This is a genomic window from Hyphomonas sp. (assembly GCF_046313975.1).
Taxonomy (GTDB): Bacteria; Pseudomonadota; Alphaproteobacteria; order Caulobacterales; family Hyphomonadaceae; genus Hyphomonas.
On sequence record NZ_JBKBXB010000018.1, the window covers coordinates 15428 to 33637 of the forward strand.

The 18210-nt window shown below is 64.5% G+C and carries 21 protein-coding genes; 14 read left to right on the top strand and 7 right to left on the bottom strand.

Annotated features, from left to right (window positions below; genetic code table 11):
* Both tldD and ACK4TE_RS08285 read right to left on the bottom strand, forming a co-directional pair.
* Positions 1–1404 carry a metalloprotease TldD gene (gene tldD / locus ACK4TE_RS08280; protein WP_409911024.1) on the bottom strand — a complete coding sequence of 468 codons (1404 nt, stop codon included), beginning with the start codon at positions 1402–1404 and terminating at the stop codon, positions 1–3.
* A 46-nt stretch (positions 1405–1450) separates the two neighbouring features.
* Positions 1451–2002 (bottom strand): tetratricopeptide repeat protein, encoded by a 552-nt coding sequence (locus tag ACK4TE_RS08285; protein ID WP_409911025.1) that lies wholly within the window; start codon positions 2000–2002, stop codon positions 1451–1453.
* Positions 2003–2154: 152 nt separating this feature from the next.
* Between ACK4TE_RS08285 and coxB the strand changes: the two genes are divergently transcribed.
* The 10 genes from coxB (at position 2155) to ACK4TE_RS08335 (ending at position 11426) form a co-directional block, all read left to right on the top strand.
* Positions 2155–3153, top strand: coding sequence for a cytochrome c oxidase subunit II (gene coxB, locus ACK4TE_RS08290; RefSeq protein ID WP_409911026.1), 999 nt, complete (start codon positions 2155–2157; stop codon positions 3151–3153).
* Positions 3154–3176: 23 nt separating this feature from the next.
* Positions 3177–4877, top strand: coding sequence for a cytochrome c oxidase subunit I (gene ctaD, locus ACK4TE_RS08295; protein WP_409911027.1), 1701 nt, complete (start codon positions 3177–3179; stop codon positions 4875–4877).
* 111 nt (positions 4878–4988) lie between these two features.
* Positions 4989–5942, top strand: coding sequence for a heme o synthase (locus tag ACK4TE_RS08300; RefSeq protein ID WP_409911028.1), 954 nt, complete (start codon positions 4989–4991; stop codon positions 5940–5942).
* A 1-nt stretch (position 5943) separates the two neighbouring features.
* Positions 5944–6120: a hypothetical protein gene (locus ACK4TE_RS08305; RefSeq protein ID WP_409911029.1), complete on the top strand. Its 177-nt coding sequence runs from the start codon at positions 5944–5946 to the stop codon at positions 6118–6120.
* Complete coding sequence (locus tag ACK4TE_RS08310) at positions 6120–6713, top strand: cytochrome c oxidase assembly protein (RefSeq protein WP_409911030.1); 594 nt, start codon at positions 6120–6122, stop codon at positions 6711–6713. Before ACK4TE_RS08305 ends, ACK4TE_RS08310 begins: the two co-directional genes overlap by 1 nt.
* A gap of 74 nt (positions 6714–6787) precedes the next feature.
* Complete coding sequence (locus tag ACK4TE_RS08315) at positions 6788–7666, top strand: cytochrome c oxidase subunit 3 (RefSeq protein WP_409911031.1); 879 nt, start codon at positions 6788–6790, stop codon at positions 7664–7666.
* An 86-nt stretch (positions 7667–7752) separates the two neighbouring features.
* The gene (locus ACK4TE_RS08320) at positions 7753–8436 is read left to right on the top strand and encodes an SURF1 family cytochrome oxidase biogenesis protein (RefSeq protein ID WP_409911032.1); all 684 of its coding nucleotides are present in this window, start codon (positions 7753–7755) and stop codon (positions 8434–8436) included.
* Positions 8433–9812, top strand: coding sequence for a threonine synthase (gene thrC / locus ACK4TE_RS08325; protein WP_409911033.1), 1380 nt, complete (start codon positions 8433–8435; stop codon positions 9810–9812). Before ACK4TE_RS08320 ends, thrC begins: the two co-directional genes overlap by 4 nt.
* A 6-nt stretch (positions 9813–9818) precedes the next feature.
* On the top strand, positions 9819–10388 hold the full coding sequence (locus ACK4TE_RS08330) for a GNAT family N-acetyltransferase (RefSeq protein WP_409911034.1): 570 nt from the start codon (positions 9819–9821) through the stop codon (positions 10386–10388).
* Between the two features lie 9 nt (positions 10389–10397).
* Positions 10398–11426, top strand: a complete 1029-nt coding sequence (locus tag ACK4TE_RS08335; protein WP_409911035.1) for an EAL domain-containing protein — start codon at positions 10398–10400, stop codon at positions 11424–11426.
* Here ACK4TE_RS08335 and ACK4TE_RS08340 read toward each other — a convergent pair.
* Both ACK4TE_RS08340 and ACK4TE_RS08345 read right to left on the bottom strand, forming a co-directional pair.
* Entirely contained in the window at positions 11423–11941 is a 519-nt protein-coding gene (locus ACK4TE_RS08340) for a GNAT family N-acetyltransferase (protein ID WP_409911036.1), read from the bottom strand. The genes ACK4TE_RS08335 and ACK4TE_RS08340 overlap by 4 nt on opposite strands.
* Positions 11941–12507, bottom strand: coding sequence for a YqgE/AlgH family protein (locus tag ACK4TE_RS08345; protein WP_409911037.1), 567 nt, complete (start codon positions 12505–12507; stop codon positions 11941–11943). Before ACK4TE_RS08345 ends, ACK4TE_RS08340 begins: the two co-directional genes overlap by 1 nt.
* 141 nt (positions 12508–12648) lie before the next feature.
* On the opposite strand from ACK4TE_RS08345, the gene ACK4TE_RS08350 reads away from it, so the two are divergent.
* The 3 genes from ACK4TE_RS08350 (at position 12649) to ACK4TE_RS08360 (ending at position 14727) form a co-directional block, all read left to right on the top strand.
* Positions 12649–13131 (top strand): peroxiredoxin, encoded by a 483-nt coding sequence (locus tag ACK4TE_RS08350; protein WP_409911038.1) that lies wholly within the window; start codon positions 12649–12651, stop codon positions 13129–13131.
* Between the two features lie 145 nt (positions 13132–13276).
* Positions 13277–14236, top strand: coding sequence for an SPFH domain-containing protein (locus tag ACK4TE_RS08355; protein WP_409911039.1), 960 nt, complete (start codon positions 13277–13279; stop codon positions 14234–14236).
* 32 nt (positions 14237–14268) lie between these two features.
* A complete protein-coding gene (locus ACK4TE_RS08360) occupies positions 14269–14727 on the top strand; it encodes an NfeD family protein (protein ID WP_409911040.1) in 459 nt (152 codons plus the stop codon).
* Positions 14728–14733: 6 nt separating this feature from the next.
* Here ACK4TE_RS08360 and pth read toward each other — a convergent pair whose 3' ends face one another.
* Positions 14734–15357, bottom strand: coding sequence for an aminoacyl-tRNA hydrolase (gene pth / locus ACK4TE_RS08365; RefSeq protein ID WP_409911041.1), 624 nt, complete (start codon positions 15355–15357; stop codon positions 14734–14736).
* Between the two features lie 85 nt (positions 15358–15442).
* Positions 15443–16132 (bottom strand): 50S ribosomal protein L25/general stress protein Ctc, encoded by a 690-nt coding sequence (locus ACK4TE_RS08370; RefSeq protein ID WP_409911042.1) that lies wholly within the window; start codon positions 16130–16132, stop codon positions 15443–15445.
* Between the two features lie 236 nt (positions 16133–16368).
* Here ACK4TE_RS08370 and ACK4TE_RS08375 point away from each other — a divergent pair, with 236 nt between their 5' ends.
* Positions 16369–17178, top strand: coding sequence for a hypothetical protein (locus ACK4TE_RS08375; RefSeq protein ID WP_409911043.1), 810 nt, complete (start codon positions 16369–16371; stop codon positions 17176–17178).
* Here the strand turns inward: ACK4TE_RS08375 and ACK4TE_RS08380 are convergent.
* Positions 17168–18205, bottom strand: coding sequence for a serine hydrolase domain-containing protein (locus ACK4TE_RS08380; RefSeq protein ID WP_409911044.1), 1038 nt, complete (start codon positions 18203–18205; stop codon positions 17168–17170). The genes ACK4TE_RS08375 and ACK4TE_RS08380 overlap by 11 nt on opposite strands.
* Positions 18206–18210: the final 5 nt, after the last annotated feature.

Below are 18210 nucleotides of genomic sequence, written 5' to 3' on the forward strand. Positions count from 1 at the left end.
TCAGCCTGCGCCGCCGACTGTGAGGGCGCCAACTTTCAGTGTGGGCTGGCCAACGCCGACGGGGACCGACTGGCCGGCCTTGCCGCAGACGCCGACGCCGTCGTCCATGGCGAAGTCGTTGCCGATCATCGTCACGTCGCGCAGCACGGTGGGGCCGTGGCCGATGAGGGTGGCGTTCTTCACCGGGGCGACGATCTTGCCGTTCTCGACGAGGTAAGCCTCCGTACACTGAAAGACGAAATTGCCGCTGGTGATATCGACTTGTCCGCCGCCGAAATCGACGGCCCAGAGGCCGCGCTTGATCGAGGCGACGATCTCTTCCGGGTCGCGGTCACCGCCGAGCATCACGGTGTTGGTCATGCGAGGCATTGTGGGGGATTCGTAGCTTTCGCGGCGGCCATTGCCGGTGGGCGCCATGCCCATAAGACGGGCGTTCATGCGGTCCTGCATGTAGCCTTTCAGGATGCCGTCTTCGATGAGGACCGTGCGCTGGGTCGGGGTGCCCTCATCGTCGAAGGAGAGCGAGCCGCGGCGCGCGTCGATGGAGCCGTCATCGATGACGGTGACGCCGCGTGCGGCGACCTGCTGGCCGATCTGGCCGGCATAGACGGACGTGCCCTTGCGGTTAAAGTCGCCTTCAAGGCCGTGGCCGACCGCTTCATGCAGCAGCACGGCGGGCCAGCCGGGGCCGAGCACAACTTCCATCTCGCCGGCGGGGGCGGGGATGGATTGCAGGTTTACGGAAGCCTTCCGGATCGCGCGGTGCACCATCGCTTTCCAGCGGTCCGGCTGGATCCACTCGTCATAGGCGGCCCGCCCGCCGGCGCCGGTGCCGGCGGATTCGCGGCGGCCGTTTTCCTCCAGCGTCACGGAGACGTTGAGGCGCACGAGGGGGCGGATGTCGTGGAAGTGGGCGCCGTCGGGGCGCAGGATGTCGATCTCGCTATGGCTGCCGGAGAGGGAGACCGAGACCTGCACGACGCGCGGGTCGGCGGCGCGGGCGAAGGCGTCGATCTCGGCGAGCAGGTTGGTCTTGTCGGTGAAGGCCGGGGCGAGGGTCGGGTCAATGGGCGGGTAGAGGCGGCGGTTTGTCGGCTGGGGCCCGGCGGCGAGCTTGCCGGAATAGCCGCGCTTCGCCTGCGAAGCGGTTTCAGCGGCGCGGCGAATGGCGTCCAGGGTCAGCTGCGAGGCATAGCCGGAGCCTTGCGCCTCGCCAGCGACGACCCGAAGGCCGAAGCCCTGGTCGGTGTCATAGGCAGCAGATTTCAGCCGGCCGTCATCGAAGACAAAGCTCTCGGAGCGGGAGCGCTCGATATAGAGGTCGCCGTCATCAGCGCCTTTGGCAGCGTCTGCCAGCAGGGGCAGGGCATCAGTCACATTGAAGGGGAGGGGTGTGTCGGTCATCTCCCCAACATGCTGTGCGCGCCCCGCCGGGGCAAGCGCCCGGATGTCAATTCGTCGTCACCTGGAAGCGGGAGAGCTGGCGGTCGGTGGCAGCGTAGTCGGGGTTCAGTTCCTTTGCCTTCAGGAAATCATAGTATGCGCCCTCAACATCCCCGGATTGCTCGCGGGCGATCGCACGGTTGTAATAGGCGGCATAGAGGTCCTGCGAGTCGAGCTCGATGGCCTTTTCCAGCGAGGCGAGCGCCGAGTTGTAGTCTTTCTTGAAGATGTAGGCGGCGCCCTCGTTCAGCCAGGTGGCGCCGGTTTCGGGGCGCAGGCGCTTGGCCAGCGCATAGTCGGCGAGTGCCCCGTCATAATTGGCCTGACGCATGCGCAGCACGCCGCGATTGGTGTAGGTGGCGGCCTTGTTGGACAGGTTCAGCGCCTCATGTTCGAGCGCGCGGGTGCAGATGGCCTCGGCTTCCGAGGTTTTTCCGAGGTTGAACTTGACGGCTTCGTAGCAGTCCCGGGCCAGGCCGCCGCCGATGACGGTGACCTGGGCTGTGGCCAGCGGGGCGAGTGTTGCCGCAGCGGCAGCGAGGAGGAGGGTGCGGATCATGGGTAACTCCCTTTAAACCTTGCCGCAAATCTAGCACGGATCGGCCTGTGCGGCGATGCGCTGCGACAATTTTGAGCGCGGAAAAGACTGGGGTAAAACCGGCGGCTGGTATAGGTAATGCCCGAATCCGTTCCGAACTGAGGTGTTTTATCGTGCGTCACCTGATTGCCGCCCTCTTCGCCAGCCTTGTTGCCGCCCCAGCTTTTGCGGCGCTCCCTGAGGATGGCGGGCTCAATTTCCAGCCTGCTGCTACGCGAATCGCAGAGCGCGTGCATGAATTCCACAACGTCCTGCTCTGGATCATCACCGCGATCACCATCCTGGTGATGGTGCTGCTGCTCTGGGTCATGGTCCGCTATAGCCAGCGCGCCAACAAGACGCCCCGCAAGTTCAGCCACAACACCACGGTGGAAGTGATCTGGACGGTTGTGCCGGCGCTGATCCTGGTCGGCATTGCCAGCCTGTCCTTTCCCAACCTCTACTACCAGAACGTCACGCCGAACCTCGGCGAGATCGCAGCGACCTCGAAGCAGCTGCTGGCAGAAGGCCGGACGGCGCAGCACCTCGCCTACACGAAGAACCATTTCCCGGACGCTGCGGAGAAGGGCTTCGTCAACGTCAAGATCCAGGGCAACCAGTGGAACTGGACCTATACCTATCCTGACCTTGTCGACGAGAGCGACATTCCGGTCGAGTTCGTGTCGAACGGTGTCCACAAGGGCCGCCCGAGCGACAAGGAAAACTACGAGAAGGCCACAGGCCGCCGCGACTTCGATTCGCTGCCGGTGAACTATGCCACCGACTATCCGATGGTCGTGCCGGCGGGCCGTTATATCCGTTACTACGTTGCCGCAGCGGACGTGATCCACTCCTGGACCGTTCCGGCCTTCGCCGTGAAGACCGATGCCGTGCCAGGTCGCCTCAACGAAGGCTGGTTCCTCGTCGAGGAGCCGGGTATCTATTACGGCCAGTGTTCGGAGCTCTGCGGCATCGACCATGCCTACATGCCGATCGAGGTCCGCGTCGTGACGCAGGCGCAGTTCGACCGCTGGGCCGAGCTGATGAAAGCCGGCGACTACGAAGCCGCGCTGGCTGCCACCGTGATGACGGCGGCGGTCGAGCCTGAAACCAAATACGCGTCCAACAACTGATTTCCCGAAGAAGAGTATTCCTCATGCCCATGGATCAAGTCGCCCTCGATCACGGCCACGACGCTCACGATCACAAGCCCGGATTCTTCACGCGCTGGTTCTTCTCCACGAACCACAAGGATATCGGGACGCTCTACCTCGTTTTCGCGCTCATCGCGGGCATTGTCGGCTATTCGCTGTCGGGCCTGATCCGCTGGGAACTGGCTGAGCCGGGCCTTGGCCCGCTGCTCTGGATCCAGACCAACTTCTTCGGCCTTGAAGGCGACGCGGCGATTACCGCGGCAAAGCACTTCTACAACGTCGTGATCTCGTATCACGGCCTCGTCATGATCTTCTTCATGGTGATGCCCGCGCTGATCGGCGGCTTCGGCAACTGGTTCGTGCCGCTGATGATCGGCGCGCCGGACATGGCCTTCCCGCGGATGAACAACATCTCGTTCTGGCTGACGGTCGTGGCCTTCATCCTGGCCTGTATCTCGATGACCGTTCCGGGCGGCCCGGGCGGCAATGGCTTTGGTGGCGGCTGGACGATCTATCCCCCGCTGTCGTCGGCTGTCGGCCATCCCGGCCCGTCGATGGACCTGCTGATCCTGTCGCTGCACGCAGCCGGTATTGCGTCGATCCTCGGCGCCATCAACTTCATCGTGACCATCCTGAACATGCGCGCCCCGGGTATGACGCTGCATAAGATGCCGCTGTTTGCCTGGTCAATGCTGGTGACGGCCGTGCTGCTGCTGCTCGCCCTGCCGGTGCTCGCCGGCGCGCTGACCATGCTGCTGACCGACCGTAACTTCGGCTCGCAATTCTTCATCCCCGGCGGCGGCGGCGACCCCGTGATGTTCCAGCACCTGTTCTGGTTCTTCGGCCACCCCGAAGTGTACATCATGATCCTGCCGGCCTTCGGCATCATCAGCCACATCGTCTCGACCTTCTCGAAGAAGCCGATCTTCGGCTATCTCGGCATGGCCTATGCGATGGTCTCCATCGGCGTGATCGGCTTCGTCGTGTGGGCCCACCACATGTACACGGTCGGCATGAACGTCGATCTGAAGGCTTACTTCGTGGCGGCGACGATGGTGATCGCGGTGCCGACCGGCATCAAGATCTTCTCGTGGATCGCCACCATGTGGGGCGGCTCCATCGACTTCAAACTGCCGATGCTCTGGGCGATCGGCTTCATCTTCCTGTTCACCGTGGGCGGCGTGACCGGCGTGGTGCTGGCGAATGCCGGCGTCGACCATGCCCTGCACGACACCTACTATGTCGTCGCGCACTTCCACTATGTGCTGTCGCTCGGCGCGGTGTTCGGCCTGTTCGCGGGCTGGTACTACTGGTTCGAGAAGATGTTCGGCGTAAAGTATAACAGCTTCCTCGGCGGACTGCACTTCTGGCTGATGTTCATCGGCTCGAACGTCCTGTTCTTCCCGCAGCACTTCCTTGGCCTGCAGGGCATGCCGCGCCGCTATATCGACTACAACGAAGGCTTCGCGCTCTGGCACTATGTCTCGTCGATCGGCTACGCGATCACGCTGGTGGCGACGCTGATCTTCTTCTTCTCGCTGCTGGTGGCCTTCATCCAGCGCCGCAAGGCGACCGTGGATGCGCACGGCAACGGCAACCCGTGGGGCGAAGGCGCCACGACGCTGGAATGGACCCTGCCGTCCCCGCCGCCGTTCCACCAGTATAACGAACTGCCGGTGGTCGACACGAAGGGCGGTCACTGATTTCCCCGGCCCGCCGCTCCGGGCCGGACCAGACCTGAAACCACGGGGCGGCCCTCACGCAACTGGCGTGTGGGCCGTTTCGGCTAAGATGACCCGTAACCGGAAACTGCAATGACCGATCTCCCCGCCACCCCTCAAATTCGGCACGCAACGGCGTCGGACTATGTGAACCTGATGAAGCCCCGCATCATGATGCTGGTGGTGTTCACCGGCTTTGCGGGGCTTGTGGCGGCGAGCGGCATCACGGGCGTGTCCATGCATCCGCTGATGGCGGCGATTGCCACGCTTGCGGTGGCGCTCGGCTCGGGCGCAGCGGGCGCGATCAACATGTGGTACGATTCCGATATCGACGCCGTGATGGCACGCACGGCCACACGGCCGATCCCGTCTGGCGCTGTGCCGCGCGAGGAAGCCCTCGCGATGGGCCTGATCATGTCGGGCGTGTCGGTGCTGCTGATGTGGCTCGCCTCGAACTGGCTTGCCGCCGGCCTGCTCGCCTTCTCGATCTTCTATTACGGCGTCATCTACACGATGTGGCTTAAGCGGGCGACGCCGCAGAATATCGTCATTGGCGGCGGGGCAGGCGCTTTCCCGCCCGTGATCGGCTGGGCGGCGGTGACGGGCAACATGCCGCTGGATGCGTGGATCCTGTTCGCCATCATCTTCTTCTGGACGCCGCCGCACTTCTGGGCGCTGTCGCTGCTGGCGCACAAGGAATACGCCAAGGTGTCGGTGCCGATGCTGCCGGTGACGCACGGTGCGAAGGCGACGCGCACGCAGATCCTGCTCTACACGCTGGTGCTGATCCCGGTTTCGCTGGCGCCGCTGGCGACGGGGCTGGGCGGCTGGATCTATGGCGCGGTTGCCGCTGCGCTCGGCGCTGTGTTCCTGGCCTATGCGGTGCGCCTGACGCGCTCGAAGGCAGGCGACGCTGATGCGGCGGGCGCTGACATGAAACTCGCCAAGGCGACCTTCGTGTTCTCGATCCTCTACCTGTTTGCGCTGTTCGGGGCGGTGCTGGTGGAGCATGGCGCGGGCCTCTGGTTCCCGCTGGTGGCGGTGTGACATGACGGATGCTCCCAAGCCCCCGCCGCAGATCCCGCAGCTTGACGCGGACGCGCTGAAGGCGCGCAAGCGGCGCAATCTCTGGCTTGGTCTCGCGCTCGCCGGGTTCGTTGTGCTGGTGATGCTGATCACGGTCGTGCGCCTGCATACCGGCACTGGCATATCGGAGCGGATGTGATGGCCCTGTCGAACCGTACCATCGCGATGATCGCGTCTGCCGGGGTCGCCGGCATGGTTGGCCTCGCCTATGCGGCCGTGCCGCTTTACGACCTGTTCTGCTCGGTGACCGGTTTCGGCGGGACGACGCGGGTAGCGACGCAGGGGCCGTCGCAGATTCTCGACCAGACGGTAGAGGTTCGCTTTGACGCGAACGTAGCGGATGCGCCGCTGCAGTTCCGTGCGCTGCAGACCCGTCAGACGGTGCAGCTCGGCCAGCACGGGCTCGCCTTCTACGAGGTTTCGAACCCAACGAATCAGGAAGTACGGGTGATCGCCGCCTACAACGTGACCCCCCATTATGCGGGGCCGTACTTCAACAAGCTCGAGTGTTTCTGCTTTTCGGAGCGCGTGATTGCGCCCGGCGAGACGCGGAAACTGCCGGTTGTCTACTTCGTGGCGCCGGAACTCGTGACCGACCGGGTGGCGGGAAAGCTCGAAACCATCACGCTCAGCTACACTTTCTTTGACAGTTCGGCCTATTCAGGGCCTCGCGACCAGCCTGTGGCCCGCAAGGCGGAAGAGGGTGCGGCGAATTCGGCCTCACCCGGCTGACCCGGTTGCAACGTGGGCGGGGCGCACGCTAAACAGCCCCAAAGTTATGGGATTCCATAGAGGATTTGAGACTCATGGCCGGCGGCGACGTCAAACACGACTACCACCTCGTAAACCCCTCGCCCTGGCCCCTGATCGGTTCGGCTGCGGTACTGGTGCTGGCGCTCGGCGCCGTGACCTACATGAAAGGCCTGTTCGGCATCCCTGAAGGCAGCTGGTGGCTGATGGCCATCGGATTCGCGATGATCTTCTGGGTGATGTTCGGCTGGTGGGCCCAGGTCGTGAAAGAGGGCCGTACGGGAGACCATACCCCGGTCGTCGAGATCGGCCTGCGCTATGGCATGCTGCTTTTCATCGCCTCCGAGGTGATGTTCTTCGTGGCCTGGTTCTGGGGCTTCTTCGAATTCGCGATCTTCTGGGACGCCCGCGTCGGCCACACTTGGGATGCGGCCAACCCGCTGTTCCAGGAGAGCCTCGAGCGCTTCAAGCAGTTCCCACCGGCGGATGTCACCACGTTTGACCCCTTCCACCTGCCGCTGATGAACACGCTGGTCCTGCTGCTGTCGGGTACAACGGTGACCTGGGCGCACCATGCGCTGGCCCACGGCAACATGAAGAGTGCCAAGCTCGGCCTGTGGCTCACGATCATTCTCGGCCTCGGCTTCACGGCGCTTCAGGTGCTCGAGTACAGCCATGCCGGCTTCACCTATGACGGCACGCTGTATGGCTCCGCCTTCTTCATGGCGACCGGCTTCCACGGCGCGCACGTCGTGATCGGCACCATCTTCCTGATCGTCTGCCTGATCCGTATGTATGCCGGCAACCTGACGCCCAAGAAGCATCTCGGCTTCGAATTCGCGGCCTGGTACTGGCACTTCGTCGACGTGGTGTGGCTGTTCCTGTTCGCCTTCGTCTACGTCACGCCTTACCTCGCCTTCGAGGCTGGCAAGTAACGCGGCAAAGGTCTGCGCTTTGAAACAGGGCCCGCCGGTGCAACAAGGCTCCGGCGGGCTTTTTCTTGGTGCGAGGGAGTGATGCGATGACGTTCCGGCCCTATCCGCTGCTCAGCCTGCTGACGACCGTCTCGGTTGTCATCCTCGTGATGTTCGGCAACTGGCAATGGGGCAAGTATGACGCCAGGCGCGCGGGCCTTGAGGCGCCGCCGGAGTTGGTGACGCTGGAGGGCACGCTGCTGCCCGGCACGGTGCGGCAGGTCTATGCGCTGACGGATGGCAGGGCGGCGTGGCGCGATGTGGCGCTGGTGGAGACGGCGGACGGCGCCGTGTTCGTGCCGCAGACGATCCATTACGGCATGGACCCGCCCGCTGCATTCGTGCTGGAGGCGCCGCAATTCTACGCCTCGCGCGGGCTCTGGCATGAGGTGAAAGGGCGCAATGCCTTCTCGTCCGCCGACAATCCGGAGGCGGGGCAGTTCTACGCGCTCGACCCCGGCGTGCTGGCCGCAGGATTGCCGGAGGATATTGCCGGGCGGATCGAGGCGCGCGTGTTCGAGCCGGAGATGCTGCTGCGGACGGACGGGGCGATGGCCGTGCCCGTCGACAATCCCTTCCTGCGCCCCGAACTCGACGCCCGGCTGACGCCGGAGCGGCATTTCGGCTACGCGATCACCTGGTGGGGCCTCGCCATAGCGCTCATCGGTGTGTATCTGGCCCTGCATCATCAGCGCGGACGGCTCCGCTTCAGCAAGACAGGCGACCAGTGAAGTATATATCCACACGCGGCGAAGCTCCGGCGACCGGATTTGCGGAGGCCTGCCTCGTCGGCCTCGCGCCCGATGGCGGCCTCTATGTGCCGGAAACCTGGCCGCAGATTGCGCCGGCAAAGCCGGGCGAGCCCTATGCCGAAGTCGCGGCGCGTATCCTGTCTGCTTTCGCGGGAGACTCTATTCCCGCCGCCGACCTGAAGACGATCTGCGCCGAGGCCTATGCCAGTTTCTCGCACCATTCCGTTGCGCCGCTGACGCAGTGGGGCCCGGACAGCTGGTTGATGGAGCTGCACCACGGTCCGACGCTGGCGTTCAAGGATGTGGCGATGCAGCTGATCGGCAAGCTGTATGACTACCTGCTGGAGAAGACCGGCCGTACACTGACGGTTGTATGCGCCACCTCCGGAGACACGGGCGGTGCGGCGGCGGCGGCGTTTGCCGGGGCGAAGCGCGCGAAGCTGGTGATCCTGCATCCGTTTGGCCGGGTTTCGCCCGTGCAGCGCCTGTTCATGACGACGACCGGGCAGGGCAATGTCCGGAACCTCGCACTCGATGGCGACTTTGACGCAGCGCAGGCGATCGTGAAGCAGCTGTTCGCGGACAAGGGCTTTGCGGCGGATGTGTCGCTGTCGGGTGTAAACTCCATCAACTGGGCGCGCGTGGCGGCGCAGTGCGTTTATTACGCGACGAGCCAGGCCCAGCTGCGCGGCGCGCCGATCCGGTATGTCGTGCCGAGCGGCAATATGGGCGATGCGCTGGCGGGCTATGTTGCGGCACGCTGCGGCCTGCTGACGGGCGGTTTCGAGGCGGTCTGCGCCGTGAACGAGAATGACGCCCTCGCGCGCCTGTTCAGCACGGGCCGCATGACGCGCACCGCGGCAGTGGCCACGCCAAGCCCGGCGATGGATATCTCCGTGCCGTCGAACTTTGAACGCTTCCTGTTCGAAATGACGGGGCGGGACGCGGCGGCGATCCGCGCGACATATTCCGCCTACGCACAATCGGGCGATACGGCGCTGCCGGACGGTGCAGCTTCGCGCCTGTCCTGTTCGGGACTGTCGGCGGCGTCTGTGAACAATGCCGACACGCTGGGTGAGATGGAACGTTTCCGCACAGAGACCGGTTGGCTGATCTGTCCGCATACGGCAGTGGGCACGGCGCTCGCGCGTCGGCTGAAGAAGAAGGACGTTGCGACCGTTGTGCTCGCCACGGCGGCGGCGGCGAAGTTTCCGGAGACGGTGCAGGAGGCGACTGGCCATGATGCGCCGCTGCCGGTGCGCTCGGCGGAACTCCTGAAGCGTGGCGAAGTGTTCGAGCGGCTTCCTGCGGATCTCGCCGCTGTGCGCGGCCGCATCCTCAGCTTCGCAGGCTGATGTGCGATGCAGGGCGTTCCGCTGGACACCCTGATCACCACCGGGCGGCTCGTTATCGCCCCGGCTCGGCGCGCCGACTTTCACGACTGGGCGAAGCTGCGCCGGGAAAGCCGCCCCTATCTCGAACCGTGGGAGCCGAGCTGGCCCATCGACGCCCTCAGCCGCAAGGACTGGAACCGGCGGATTTCTGCCTGGACCGCTGCCTGGAAGGCGGGCACGGCGTTCGTGTTCTTCACGCGCCGGCAGGCGGACCATGCCCTGATCGGCGGCCTGTCTCTTACGCAGGTGCGGCCCTGGCCGGCCGAGAGCGCCAGTCTTGGCTACTGGCAGGGCGCTGGTTTCGAGGGGCAGGGCTATATGCGCGAAGCGGTGGGGGCTGTCTGCAACTGGGCCTTTGCGGAACTCGGCCTGAAGCGTATCGAAGCCGGCATCGTGCCTGAGAATGCCCGGTCCCGCCGGGTGCTTGAGGGCGCCGGATTTGCTGAAGAAGGCCGTGCCGCCTCGTATCTCGAGATCAACGGGACGCGGCGCGACCATGTTCTTTTCGGTCTCGTCAGGCCGGAGTCTGATCGCTAGGATTCGCGAATGCCCCTGATGAAACCCGTGCAGGCTCAAGGCAGCTGGAAGTGGAAGCCGCTGACTGGCCGCCTCGAGATCGACGCGCCGGCGGGTACGCCGCTGTCGGACCTTGGTGGCAGCTGGTCGCTGGACGCGCTGGAGAAGATGCTGGAAGGCCTCAGCCGCGGCCGCTTGCGCCGCGTGTTCGAACCGGGCGAGGGGCCGGTGCGCTGCCCCTTGCGCCTCTCCAGCGGGCAGGACATCCACCTTGTCGGCATGTTCGTCAGCGAGACCGAAGCCAGCGGTATGCTGCTGACCGGAGAGTCCTTCCCGGAACTCGACCAGGCTGACCTGCGCCCGGGGCCGGACCTCGTGCCGGTCTACCAGCCGATCATCTCGCTGCGCGATGGCCGGGTGGTCGGGTTCGAAGCGCTGGCGCGCTGGAACGGTGCCGAGCCGATGGCCCCGCCCAGCCGCTGGGAAGACCATGCGCTGGCAACCAACATGCTGATCCGCGCCGCCGAAACAGTCGCGGAGATGCGCCGCGAGACAAGGCGCGACGACCTGTTCGTGCATGTGAACCTCACCGCGCGCGATATCATCCGCAGTAACATGCCGGCGCTGATCGATGCGTTGATGAGCAGCCACAACCTGCCCGACCGCACGATCCGCATAGAGCTGACCGAGCAGGCCGCTCTGCGCGACGGGCCGAAGACGGTGGCCGCGGCGATGGCGCTGAAGGCGGTGGGTGCGGGGCTCGTGCTCGACGATTTCGGCACGGGGCATTCTTCGTTCGCCTGGTTGGCAGACCTGCCCTTCGACAGCCTGAAGATTGATCACGGCCTGACCGCGCGCCTCGGCGAAGCGCGCACCGACACCGTGCTCGCCACGATCACGCTGCTGGCGCAGCGCCTCAACATGTCGACCACGGCAGAGGGCGTTGAGAAGCGCGAAGACAGCGGCCGCCTGCGCGCGCTCGGCTTCGACTATGCGCAGGGCTTTGCCTTCGCGCGGCCGATGGATGCGGAAAGCGCGGTGAAGTTCCTGCGGGGCTAGGCCACGGGCCGCTGCATGAACAGAATCATCGGACGCATGCGCTCCGGATAGTCCACGAAGGGCGGGCAATCCTCGAACCCGAAAGAGCGGTAGAGGCCGATGGCTTCGACCATGTCGCGCGTGGTGTCGAGGCGCATCGTCTTGTAGCCGTCGCGCGCGGCGGTTTCGAGCAGCGCCTGACATAGCCGCCGGCCGAGCCCGCGCCCGCTGGCGATGGTGCGCACGAACATCCGCTTCATCTCGCAGGTATCGGCATCGATGCGCTTGTAGGCAACGCCGCCGAGGATGTCGCGGCTGTCCTCGGCAATCAGCATACGGCCATTCGGCGGGCCATAGCGGCCTTCGAGATTCAGGAGTTCGGCATCGAGCCCCTGATGGCTGAACGCCATGTCCACCAGCCAGGGATCATCCTTGTACCGCTCACGGCACCAGGCGGTGTATTCCGAGATCAGGCCGCCGAACGCGGCGATCTCCAGCGGCCCCTTGGCTTCGTGGATGGCAATCGTTTCCGTCATCATGCGTTCCCTGCGCCGGACTGGAAGCGCGACGGGTCGATGCCCATACGCGTCATGGCGTGGCGCCATTTGTTTTCGTAGGCGCCGCCGAAAATAAGATCCGTATCCGGCTCGCACACGATCCAGGCATTGTCGGCAAGCTCTGCCTCCAGCTGCCCGGCGCCCCAGCCGGCATAGCCGAGCGCGAACACGGACTGGCGCGGCGGCGCGATCGAGCCGATCATCGACAGGATATCCTTGGTGGCGGTCATGCAGATGTCGCCGTCCACCTCGATGGTGGCGCCGTCGCAGATGACATCATCCGTATGCAGAACAAATCCGCGCTCCTGTGCGACCGGGCCGCCTTCTAGAACCCGCACGCCGCGCAGCGAGATTTCCATCCGTATGCCCATCTGTTCCATCAGGTCCTGAAGGTCCACGCCTTCCATCGGCTTGTTCAGCACGATGCCCATCGCGAATTCCGGCGTGTGGGCGCACAGGAGGATCACCGAGCGTTTAAACCGGTCGTCGCCGATGCCGGGCAGGGCGATCAGCAGCTTGCCGGTCAGGTCGGTGTCGAACTGCATGGGCGGGCCTCCGCGCGGGAAGCTGGGCCAGCCGGGCGTCGATTGCAAGTAAAAACCCGCCCGGCGCCCGTGGTCCCGACGGCACGCTTGCGGCGGGGCGCTCATCGGCCTATTTCCTCCGGGTCATCAAGGAGACCTCCCATGCCCATCAAAGTCGGCGACAAGCTGCCCGAAGCCACCTTCATGGAAATGACGGCCGATGGCCCGAAACCCGTCACCACCGCGCAGGTTTTCGGCGGCAAGACGGTCGCGCTGTTCGCCGTTCCTGGCGCCTACACGCCCACCTGTTCCGCCCGCCACCTGCCGGGCTTCGTCGACAAGGCCGGCGAGTTCAAAGGCAAGGGCGTGGACGAGATCGTCTGCACCTCGGTGAATGACGTTTTTGTCATGGGCGCCTGGGGCAAGTCCTCAAACGCCGAAGGCACCGTGCGCATGCTGGCAGACGGCAACGGCGCCTTCGCACAGGCTATCGGCCTTGAGCTCGATGCGTCCGGATTCGGCATGGGCAAGCGCTCGCAGCGCTATTCCATGCTGGTGAAGGACGGCACGGTCGCGGAGCTGAACGTCGAGGCTGGCGGCGAGTTCAAGGTTTCGAGCGCGGACTACCTGCTCGGCCAGATCTGACGCGCCGCGCGTTAACGGATCTTAACCGAATACCATGATGATCGGCCTGCTCGGGGTATGGGCAGGCCGATTTTCATTCCGGATTTATTGAAAAACGGCAAATCCTTCCCCACCTGTTTCTTGCAGCCTTCATGGAGAGGGACCTATGGATATTGTTGCCTCCACCTTTGTGCTGATCCTTGCGGTCGGCCTGATCCTTATTTTCTCGTCGCTGAAGTTCGTGCCGCAGGGCTACAACTGGACCGTCGAGCGCTTCGGCCGCTACACGCGCACGCTGGGCCCGGGCCCGCACGTCATCACGCCCTTCATCGACCGGATCGGCCGCCGGATGAACATGATGGAGACGGTGCTGGACGTGCCGCAGCAGGAAGTGATCACCAAGGACAACGCGATGGTGTCCTGCGACGCCATCGTCTTCATCCAGGTGATCGATGCAGTGCAGGCGGCCTATGAGGTGAACAATCTCACGCACGCGATCACCAACCTCTCGATGACCAATATCCGGACCGTGGTCGGCTCGATGGACCTCGACGAGGTGCTGTCGAACCGCGACGAGATCAACGCCCGCCTGCTCGGTACGATTGATGCCGCGACCCATCCATGGGGCGTGAAGGTCACGCGGATCGAGATCAAGGACCTGACGCCGCCGGCAGACATCACCGAGGCGATGGCCAGGCAGATGAAGGCGGAGCGCCTGAAGCGTGCCGAAATTCTCACCGCCGAGGGCGAGAAACAGTCCGCCATTCTCAAGGCGGAAGGCCAGAAGCAGGCGCAGATCCTGGAAGCCGAAGGCCGCCGCGAAGCCGCGTTCCGCGATGCTGAAGCGCGCGAGCGCGAAGCGGAAGCCGAAGCAAAGGCGACCGCGATGGTTTCCGAGGCGATTGCGCGCGGCGATGTCAACGCGATCAACTACTTCCTGGGCCAGGCCTATGTCGCGGCGTTCGAGAAGCTCGCCAGCTCACCGCAGCAGCGCACAGTCATCATCCCTGCCGAGTTCTCGTCGATTCTCGGCACGATCGAAGGCATCAAGAGCCTGTCCGAGGCCGCGAAATCCGCAGCGCCGCGTCCGGGCGGCGCCGTCCCGCCGACCCGGCCCGGCGGCTGATCATTCATCCGTCCACAGAAGGAGGACTACAGATGGCAGACCTGCTTTCCCAGATGACTTGGTGGCACTGGCTCGTGGTTGCACTCGTCGCCTTCGGCGTCGAAATGATGACCGGCACGTTCGATCTGCTGATGGTGTCGATTGCGGCGGTGCTGACAGCGATTTTCTCAGCCATTGTGCCGGGCGGCTGGCAGATGCAGTTCGTGGTCTTCGCGGCCATGTCGATCGTGCTGATCGTTGGCAGCCGCTATGTATTCCCCGGCCTGCGCAAGGCGGCGCCGGAGCATCCGACGCTGAACAAGCGCATGGCTGGCCTCATCGGCCAGCGCGGCGAAGTCACCCGCGAAATCTCCGGCGGTCACGGCCAGGTGCGCATCGGTGACACGGTATGGGGCGCAGAAGCCGCAGAAGGCGAAGGCCCGCTCGCGGTGGGCACATCGATCGTGGTCGCGGCGACAAACGCCAACACGGCGGTGGTGCGCAAGGCCTGATCGCGCCTACTCCGTACCCGGACGGCCTGCCTGCTTCGGATCGTGTTTCGGGGCAGGCGCAAGGCGCATCACTTCGGTCTGGAAGCGCTCGTCATCACTGCCGATCAGGAAGGGCAGGGCCTTGCAGATTGCGTCGCTGAGCGGCGTGAACCATTCCAAATCCGCCTTCGAAAAATCCGACAGCACATAGGGCATCACCATCGCCTTGTCGCCCGGATGGCCGATGCCGATGCGCACGCGCCGGATGTCCGGTCCGAGGTGCGCCATCGCCGAGCGGATGCCGTTATTGCCGGAATGCCCGCCGCCGCGCTTCACGCGCACACGGCCCGGCGCTAGGTCGATTTCATCATGCAACACAGTGACCGCTTCTGCGCCCACCTTGTAGAAGGCGCACGCCTTCGACATCGCAAGGCCGGTTTCATTGTAATAGGTCTGCGGTTTCAGCAGCAGGACTTTCTGCCGCCCGGTCGCCGTCTCGACAGCGCCTTCGGCTGCTTCTGAATCGAACTTCGCCTTCCACGGCCCGAACCCGTAGGCGGCGTGAATACGGTCCAGCAGCAGGAAGCCGGCATTGTGCCGGTTCTTCGCATACTTCGTACCCGGATTACCTTGTCCCACAAGGATCAGCATGTCCGCTCCGTCCTTCGCAAGCCTGCCCCGGAATCAAAGAGGCCGCCAGCTTGTGACTGGCGGCCTCCCGATTGTCCAGAACGGATTACTTCTTGGCAGGGGCCTTTGCCGGGGCGGCGGCGGCCGCACCTGCTGCAGGCGCCTTCGCCTTGGCAGCCGGAACAGCGTCAGCCGTCGGGGCCGCTGCAGGCTCTTCATCGGCCTTGCCGCCGCGGCCAGCGATCGTGGCGATCGTGAAGTCACGGTCGGTGATCGAGGGCGAGGCGTCCTTCGGCAGCTTGATGTCCGAAATCTTGACGTTGTCGCCGACTTCGAGCGCCGACACGTCGGCTTCGATGTTTTCCGGGATGTTGCCAGCCGGAACGTTCAGTTCGACCGAGTGGCGAACGACATTCAGCGTGCCGCCCTTCTTCAGGCCCGGCGAAACGTCCACGCCCTTGAAGTGAACCGGAACCTCGACCTTGATGATCTGGTCCGGCTCGACGCGGCGCAGGTCAACGTGCCAGGGCTGGTCGGAGACCGGGTGCATCTGGATGCCCTGCGGGATCACCAGCTGCTTCTCGCCCTTGTGGACCAGCGTGGCGGTCGTGTTCAGGAATTGGCCGGTTTCGATGGCCTTGATGACTTCGGCTTTCTTCAGGTTGATCGCAACGGGGGCGAGGTCGCCGCCATAGAGAACGCCCGGAACGAAGCCCTGACGGCGAGCCTCACGGGCGCCGCCGGTGCCGACGCGCGGACGCACATCGACGTTGAATGTGATTTTTTGCTTGGACATGTCTTTTCCTTTCGCCCTGAACCGTATCTTCCGCTCGGGGAAGGTCGGAGCCTGACAGGCACGGCCTGGCGCCGTCCTTTGAAGGCGCGCGTATAGGCGAAGGGCGCAGCTCTGGCAAGACGGGCGGACAGGGCGTTTGGCAGACCGGGAATGCGGACTGGGATTTATTGTATTGCGATATGAATTCATATCGTATAACAATAAAACTTGGTGATCGCCACCGGGGGACCAAGCCTATGCTGAAACTGATCTCCCGTTTGCCGGTCGCCGCGCTTCTTGCCCTGCCGCTGCTGGCTGGTCTTGCCCATGCGGACAACCTGCAGGCCCGGCCGGGCGACCCGTTGTGGATGCATATTGCGGCCGATGCCTTGCTCTATGCCCATATTGGTGGCGGCGCGGTGGGCCTCATCTCGGGTGTGGTAGCCATCGCGGCGCCGAAGGGCAGGCGGGTGCACCGCACGGCAGGCGCAGTGTTTCTGTTCTCGATGTTCGTTACCTATCTCATCGGCGCGGGCGTCGCGCCTTTCCTCGAGACCGGCCAGAGGCCGAACTTCGTGGCGGGTGTCATGGCGCTTTACCTCCTGGTCACAGGCTGGCTCGCCGCGAAGGAGCGCGTCGAAGTGCGGGCAGGCCTCGCGCAGTATGCCGGCCTCGCTTTTGCGCTGGGCCTTGTTGCGATGGGCGCCACCTTCGCCTGGATGGGATCGCAGAACGAGACGGGCACAGTCGATGGCTCGCCGCCACAGGCCTTCATTCTGTTCATGGTTGCGGGTAGCTTTGCCGCCGCTGGTGAGCTTCACGTCATCCTGCGAGGCGCGATCCGCGGCGTTGCCCGCACGGCGCGGCATCTCTGGCGCATGTGCTTCTCGATGTTCATTGCGTCGGGCTCACTCTTCTTCGGCCAGCCACAAGTCTTCCCGCAATGGTTCCACGATACGACCTTGCCCATCTGGCTAGGCTTTGCACCGCTGTTGGCGATGGTCGTGTGGCTGGTAATCGTCCGCATGCCGAAGAGACGCCGCGTGCCTTTTGCCGCTACGGTCTGAAACAGTCCGCAGCCTGGCCCATCCAGCGCATCACTTCATCCTTCTGTTCCAGCGGCGACTTGCCGTTGCGTACGAGGATGAGGTCGAGGTCCGGCACCAGCACGGTGTATTGCCCCTCATAGCCATTGGCCGAGAAGCTCCCCGGCCCGGCCATGCCGAGCCACCAGTGCGCGCCGTAGCCCTGCGTCTCGGTTGGCGGGGTTTTCGTCTGCGTGCGGGCATAGTCCACCCAGCCTTCCGGCAGGATACGCCGCCCATCCCAAACGCCATCCCGCAGGTAGAGCAGGCCGAAGCGCGCGAAGTCGCGCTCCGTGCAGAAGCAGAAGGACGAGCCGATGAACGTGCCCGCCTTGTCGAACTTCGGCGCCGCGGAAGCCATGCCGATGGGGCCGAAGAGTTCGCGGAACATGAACTCGCGGAACGCCTCGCCGCTGGCGCCGAGCGCGCGGGCGGCGCAGCGGGCAATAATGTTGGTGGTGCCGCTGGCATAGCTCCAGAACGTGTCCGGCGTGTGGATCAGCGGGAAGTTTGCGGCGAAGCCTGCGACATCTTCCTTGCCGGAGCCGAACAGCATCTCGATCACATCGGAGACGCCGGCATCGACATAATCCTCCGCGAATTTCAGCCCGCTCGACATGCGCAGCAGCTGGTCCAGCGTGATGGCCCGGCGAGGATCGTCCGTACCCTGCCATTCCGGCACATCGGCGGGGGCGTGGATATCGATCTTTCCTTCACGCACGAGGATGCCGATCAGCGCCTGCGTCATGCTCTTGGCCTGCGACCAGGAATGATGCGTGCTCGCCTTGTCGAAACCCTTCCAGTAGCGCTCCGCCACAATCCGCCCGCCCTGCACGGCGAGGAAGGCATGCGTCTCGCCCATCACGTCCGGCGCGGGCTCGCTGAAGGCAAAGTCCAGCATCGGGTTCAGCTTCACTGCCACGCGCGCGGGCATCTCGCCTTCCGGCCATTCCAAGGTCGGCCAAGGCACACCGGCTGGCTGCTCGGGAAGGGGTGGGAGTTTCGTCATCGTAT

Excerpts from the sequence above, each read along its gene's own strand:
- tldD (WP_409911024.1), bottom strand. The coding sequence starts at position 1,404 with ATGACCGACACACCCCTCCCCTTCAATGTGACTGATGCCCTGCCCCTG.
- ACK4TE_RS08285 (WP_409911025.1), bottom strand. The coding sequence starts at position 2,002 with ATGATCCGCACCCTCCTCCTCGCTGCCGCTGCGGCAACACTCGCCCCG.
- ctaD (WP_409911027.1), top strand. The coding sequence starts at position 3,177 with ATGCCCATGGATCAAGTCGCCCTCGATCACGGCCACGACGCTCACGAT.
- ACK4TE_RS08300 (WP_409911028.1), top strand. The coding sequence starts at position 4,989 with ATGACCGATCTCCCCGCCACCCCTCAAATTCGGCACGCAACGGCGTCG.
- ACK4TE_RS08305 (WP_409911029.1), top strand. The coding sequence starts at position 5,944 with ATGACGGATGCTCCCAAGCCCCCGCCGCAGATCCCGCAGCTTGACGCG.
- ACK4TE_RS08310 (WP_409911030.1), top strand. The coding sequence starts at position 6,120 with ATGGCCCTGTCGAACCGTACCATCGCGATGATCGCGTCTGCCGGGGTC.
- ACK4TE_RS08315 (WP_409911031.1), top strand. The coding sequence starts at position 6,788 with ATGGCCGGCGGCGACGTCAAACACGACTACCACCTCGTAAACCCCTCG.
- ACK4TE_RS08320 (WP_409911032.1), top strand. The coding sequence starts at position 7,753 with ATGACGTTCCGGCCCTATCCGCTGCTCAGCCTGCTGACGACCGTCTCG.
- ACK4TE_RS08330 (WP_409911034.1), top strand. The coding sequence starts at position 9,819 with ATGCAGGGCGTTCCGCTGGACACCCTGATCACCACCGGGCGGCTCGTT.
- ACK4TE_RS08335 (WP_409911035.1), top strand. The coding sequence starts at position 10,398 with ATGCCCCTGATGAAACCCGTGCAGGCTCAAGGCAGCTGGAAGTGGAAG.
- ACK4TE_RS08340 (WP_409911036.1), bottom strand. The coding sequence starts at position 11,941 with ATGACGGAAACGATTGCCATCCACGAAGCCAAGGGGCCGCTGGAGATC.
- ACK4TE_RS08345 (WP_409911037.1), bottom strand. The coding sequence starts at position 12,507 with ATGCAGTTCGACACCGACCTGACCGGCAAGCTGCTGATCGCCCTGCCC.
- ACK4TE_RS08350 (WP_409911038.1), top strand. The coding sequence starts at position 12,649 with ATGCCCATCAAAGTCGGCGACAAGCTGCCCGAAGCCACCTTCATGGAA.
- ACK4TE_RS08355 (WP_409911039.1), top strand. The coding sequence starts at position 13,277 with ATGGATATTGTTGCCTCCACCTTTGTGCTGATCCTTGCGGTCGGCCTG.
- ACK4TE_RS08360 (WP_409911040.1), top strand. The coding sequence starts at position 14,269 with ATGGCAGACCTGCTTTCCCAGATGACTTGGTGGCACTGGCTCGTGGTT.
- pth (WP_409911041.1), bottom strand. The coding sequence starts at position 15,357 with ATGCTGATCCTTGTGGGACAAGGTAATCCGGGTACGAAGTATGCGAAG.
- ACK4TE_RS08370 (WP_409911042.1), bottom strand. The coding sequence starts at position 16,132 with ATGTCCAAGCAAAAAATCACATTCAACGTCGATGTGCGTCCGCGCGTC.
- ACK4TE_RS08375 (WP_409911043.1), top strand. The coding sequence starts at position 16,369 with ATGCTGAAACTGATCTCCCGTTTGCCGGTCGCCGCGCTTCTTGCCCTG.
- ACK4TE_RS08380 (WP_409911044.1), bottom strand. The coding sequence starts at position 18,205 with ATGACGAAACTCCCACCCCTTCCCGAGCAGCCAGCCGGTGTGCCTTGG.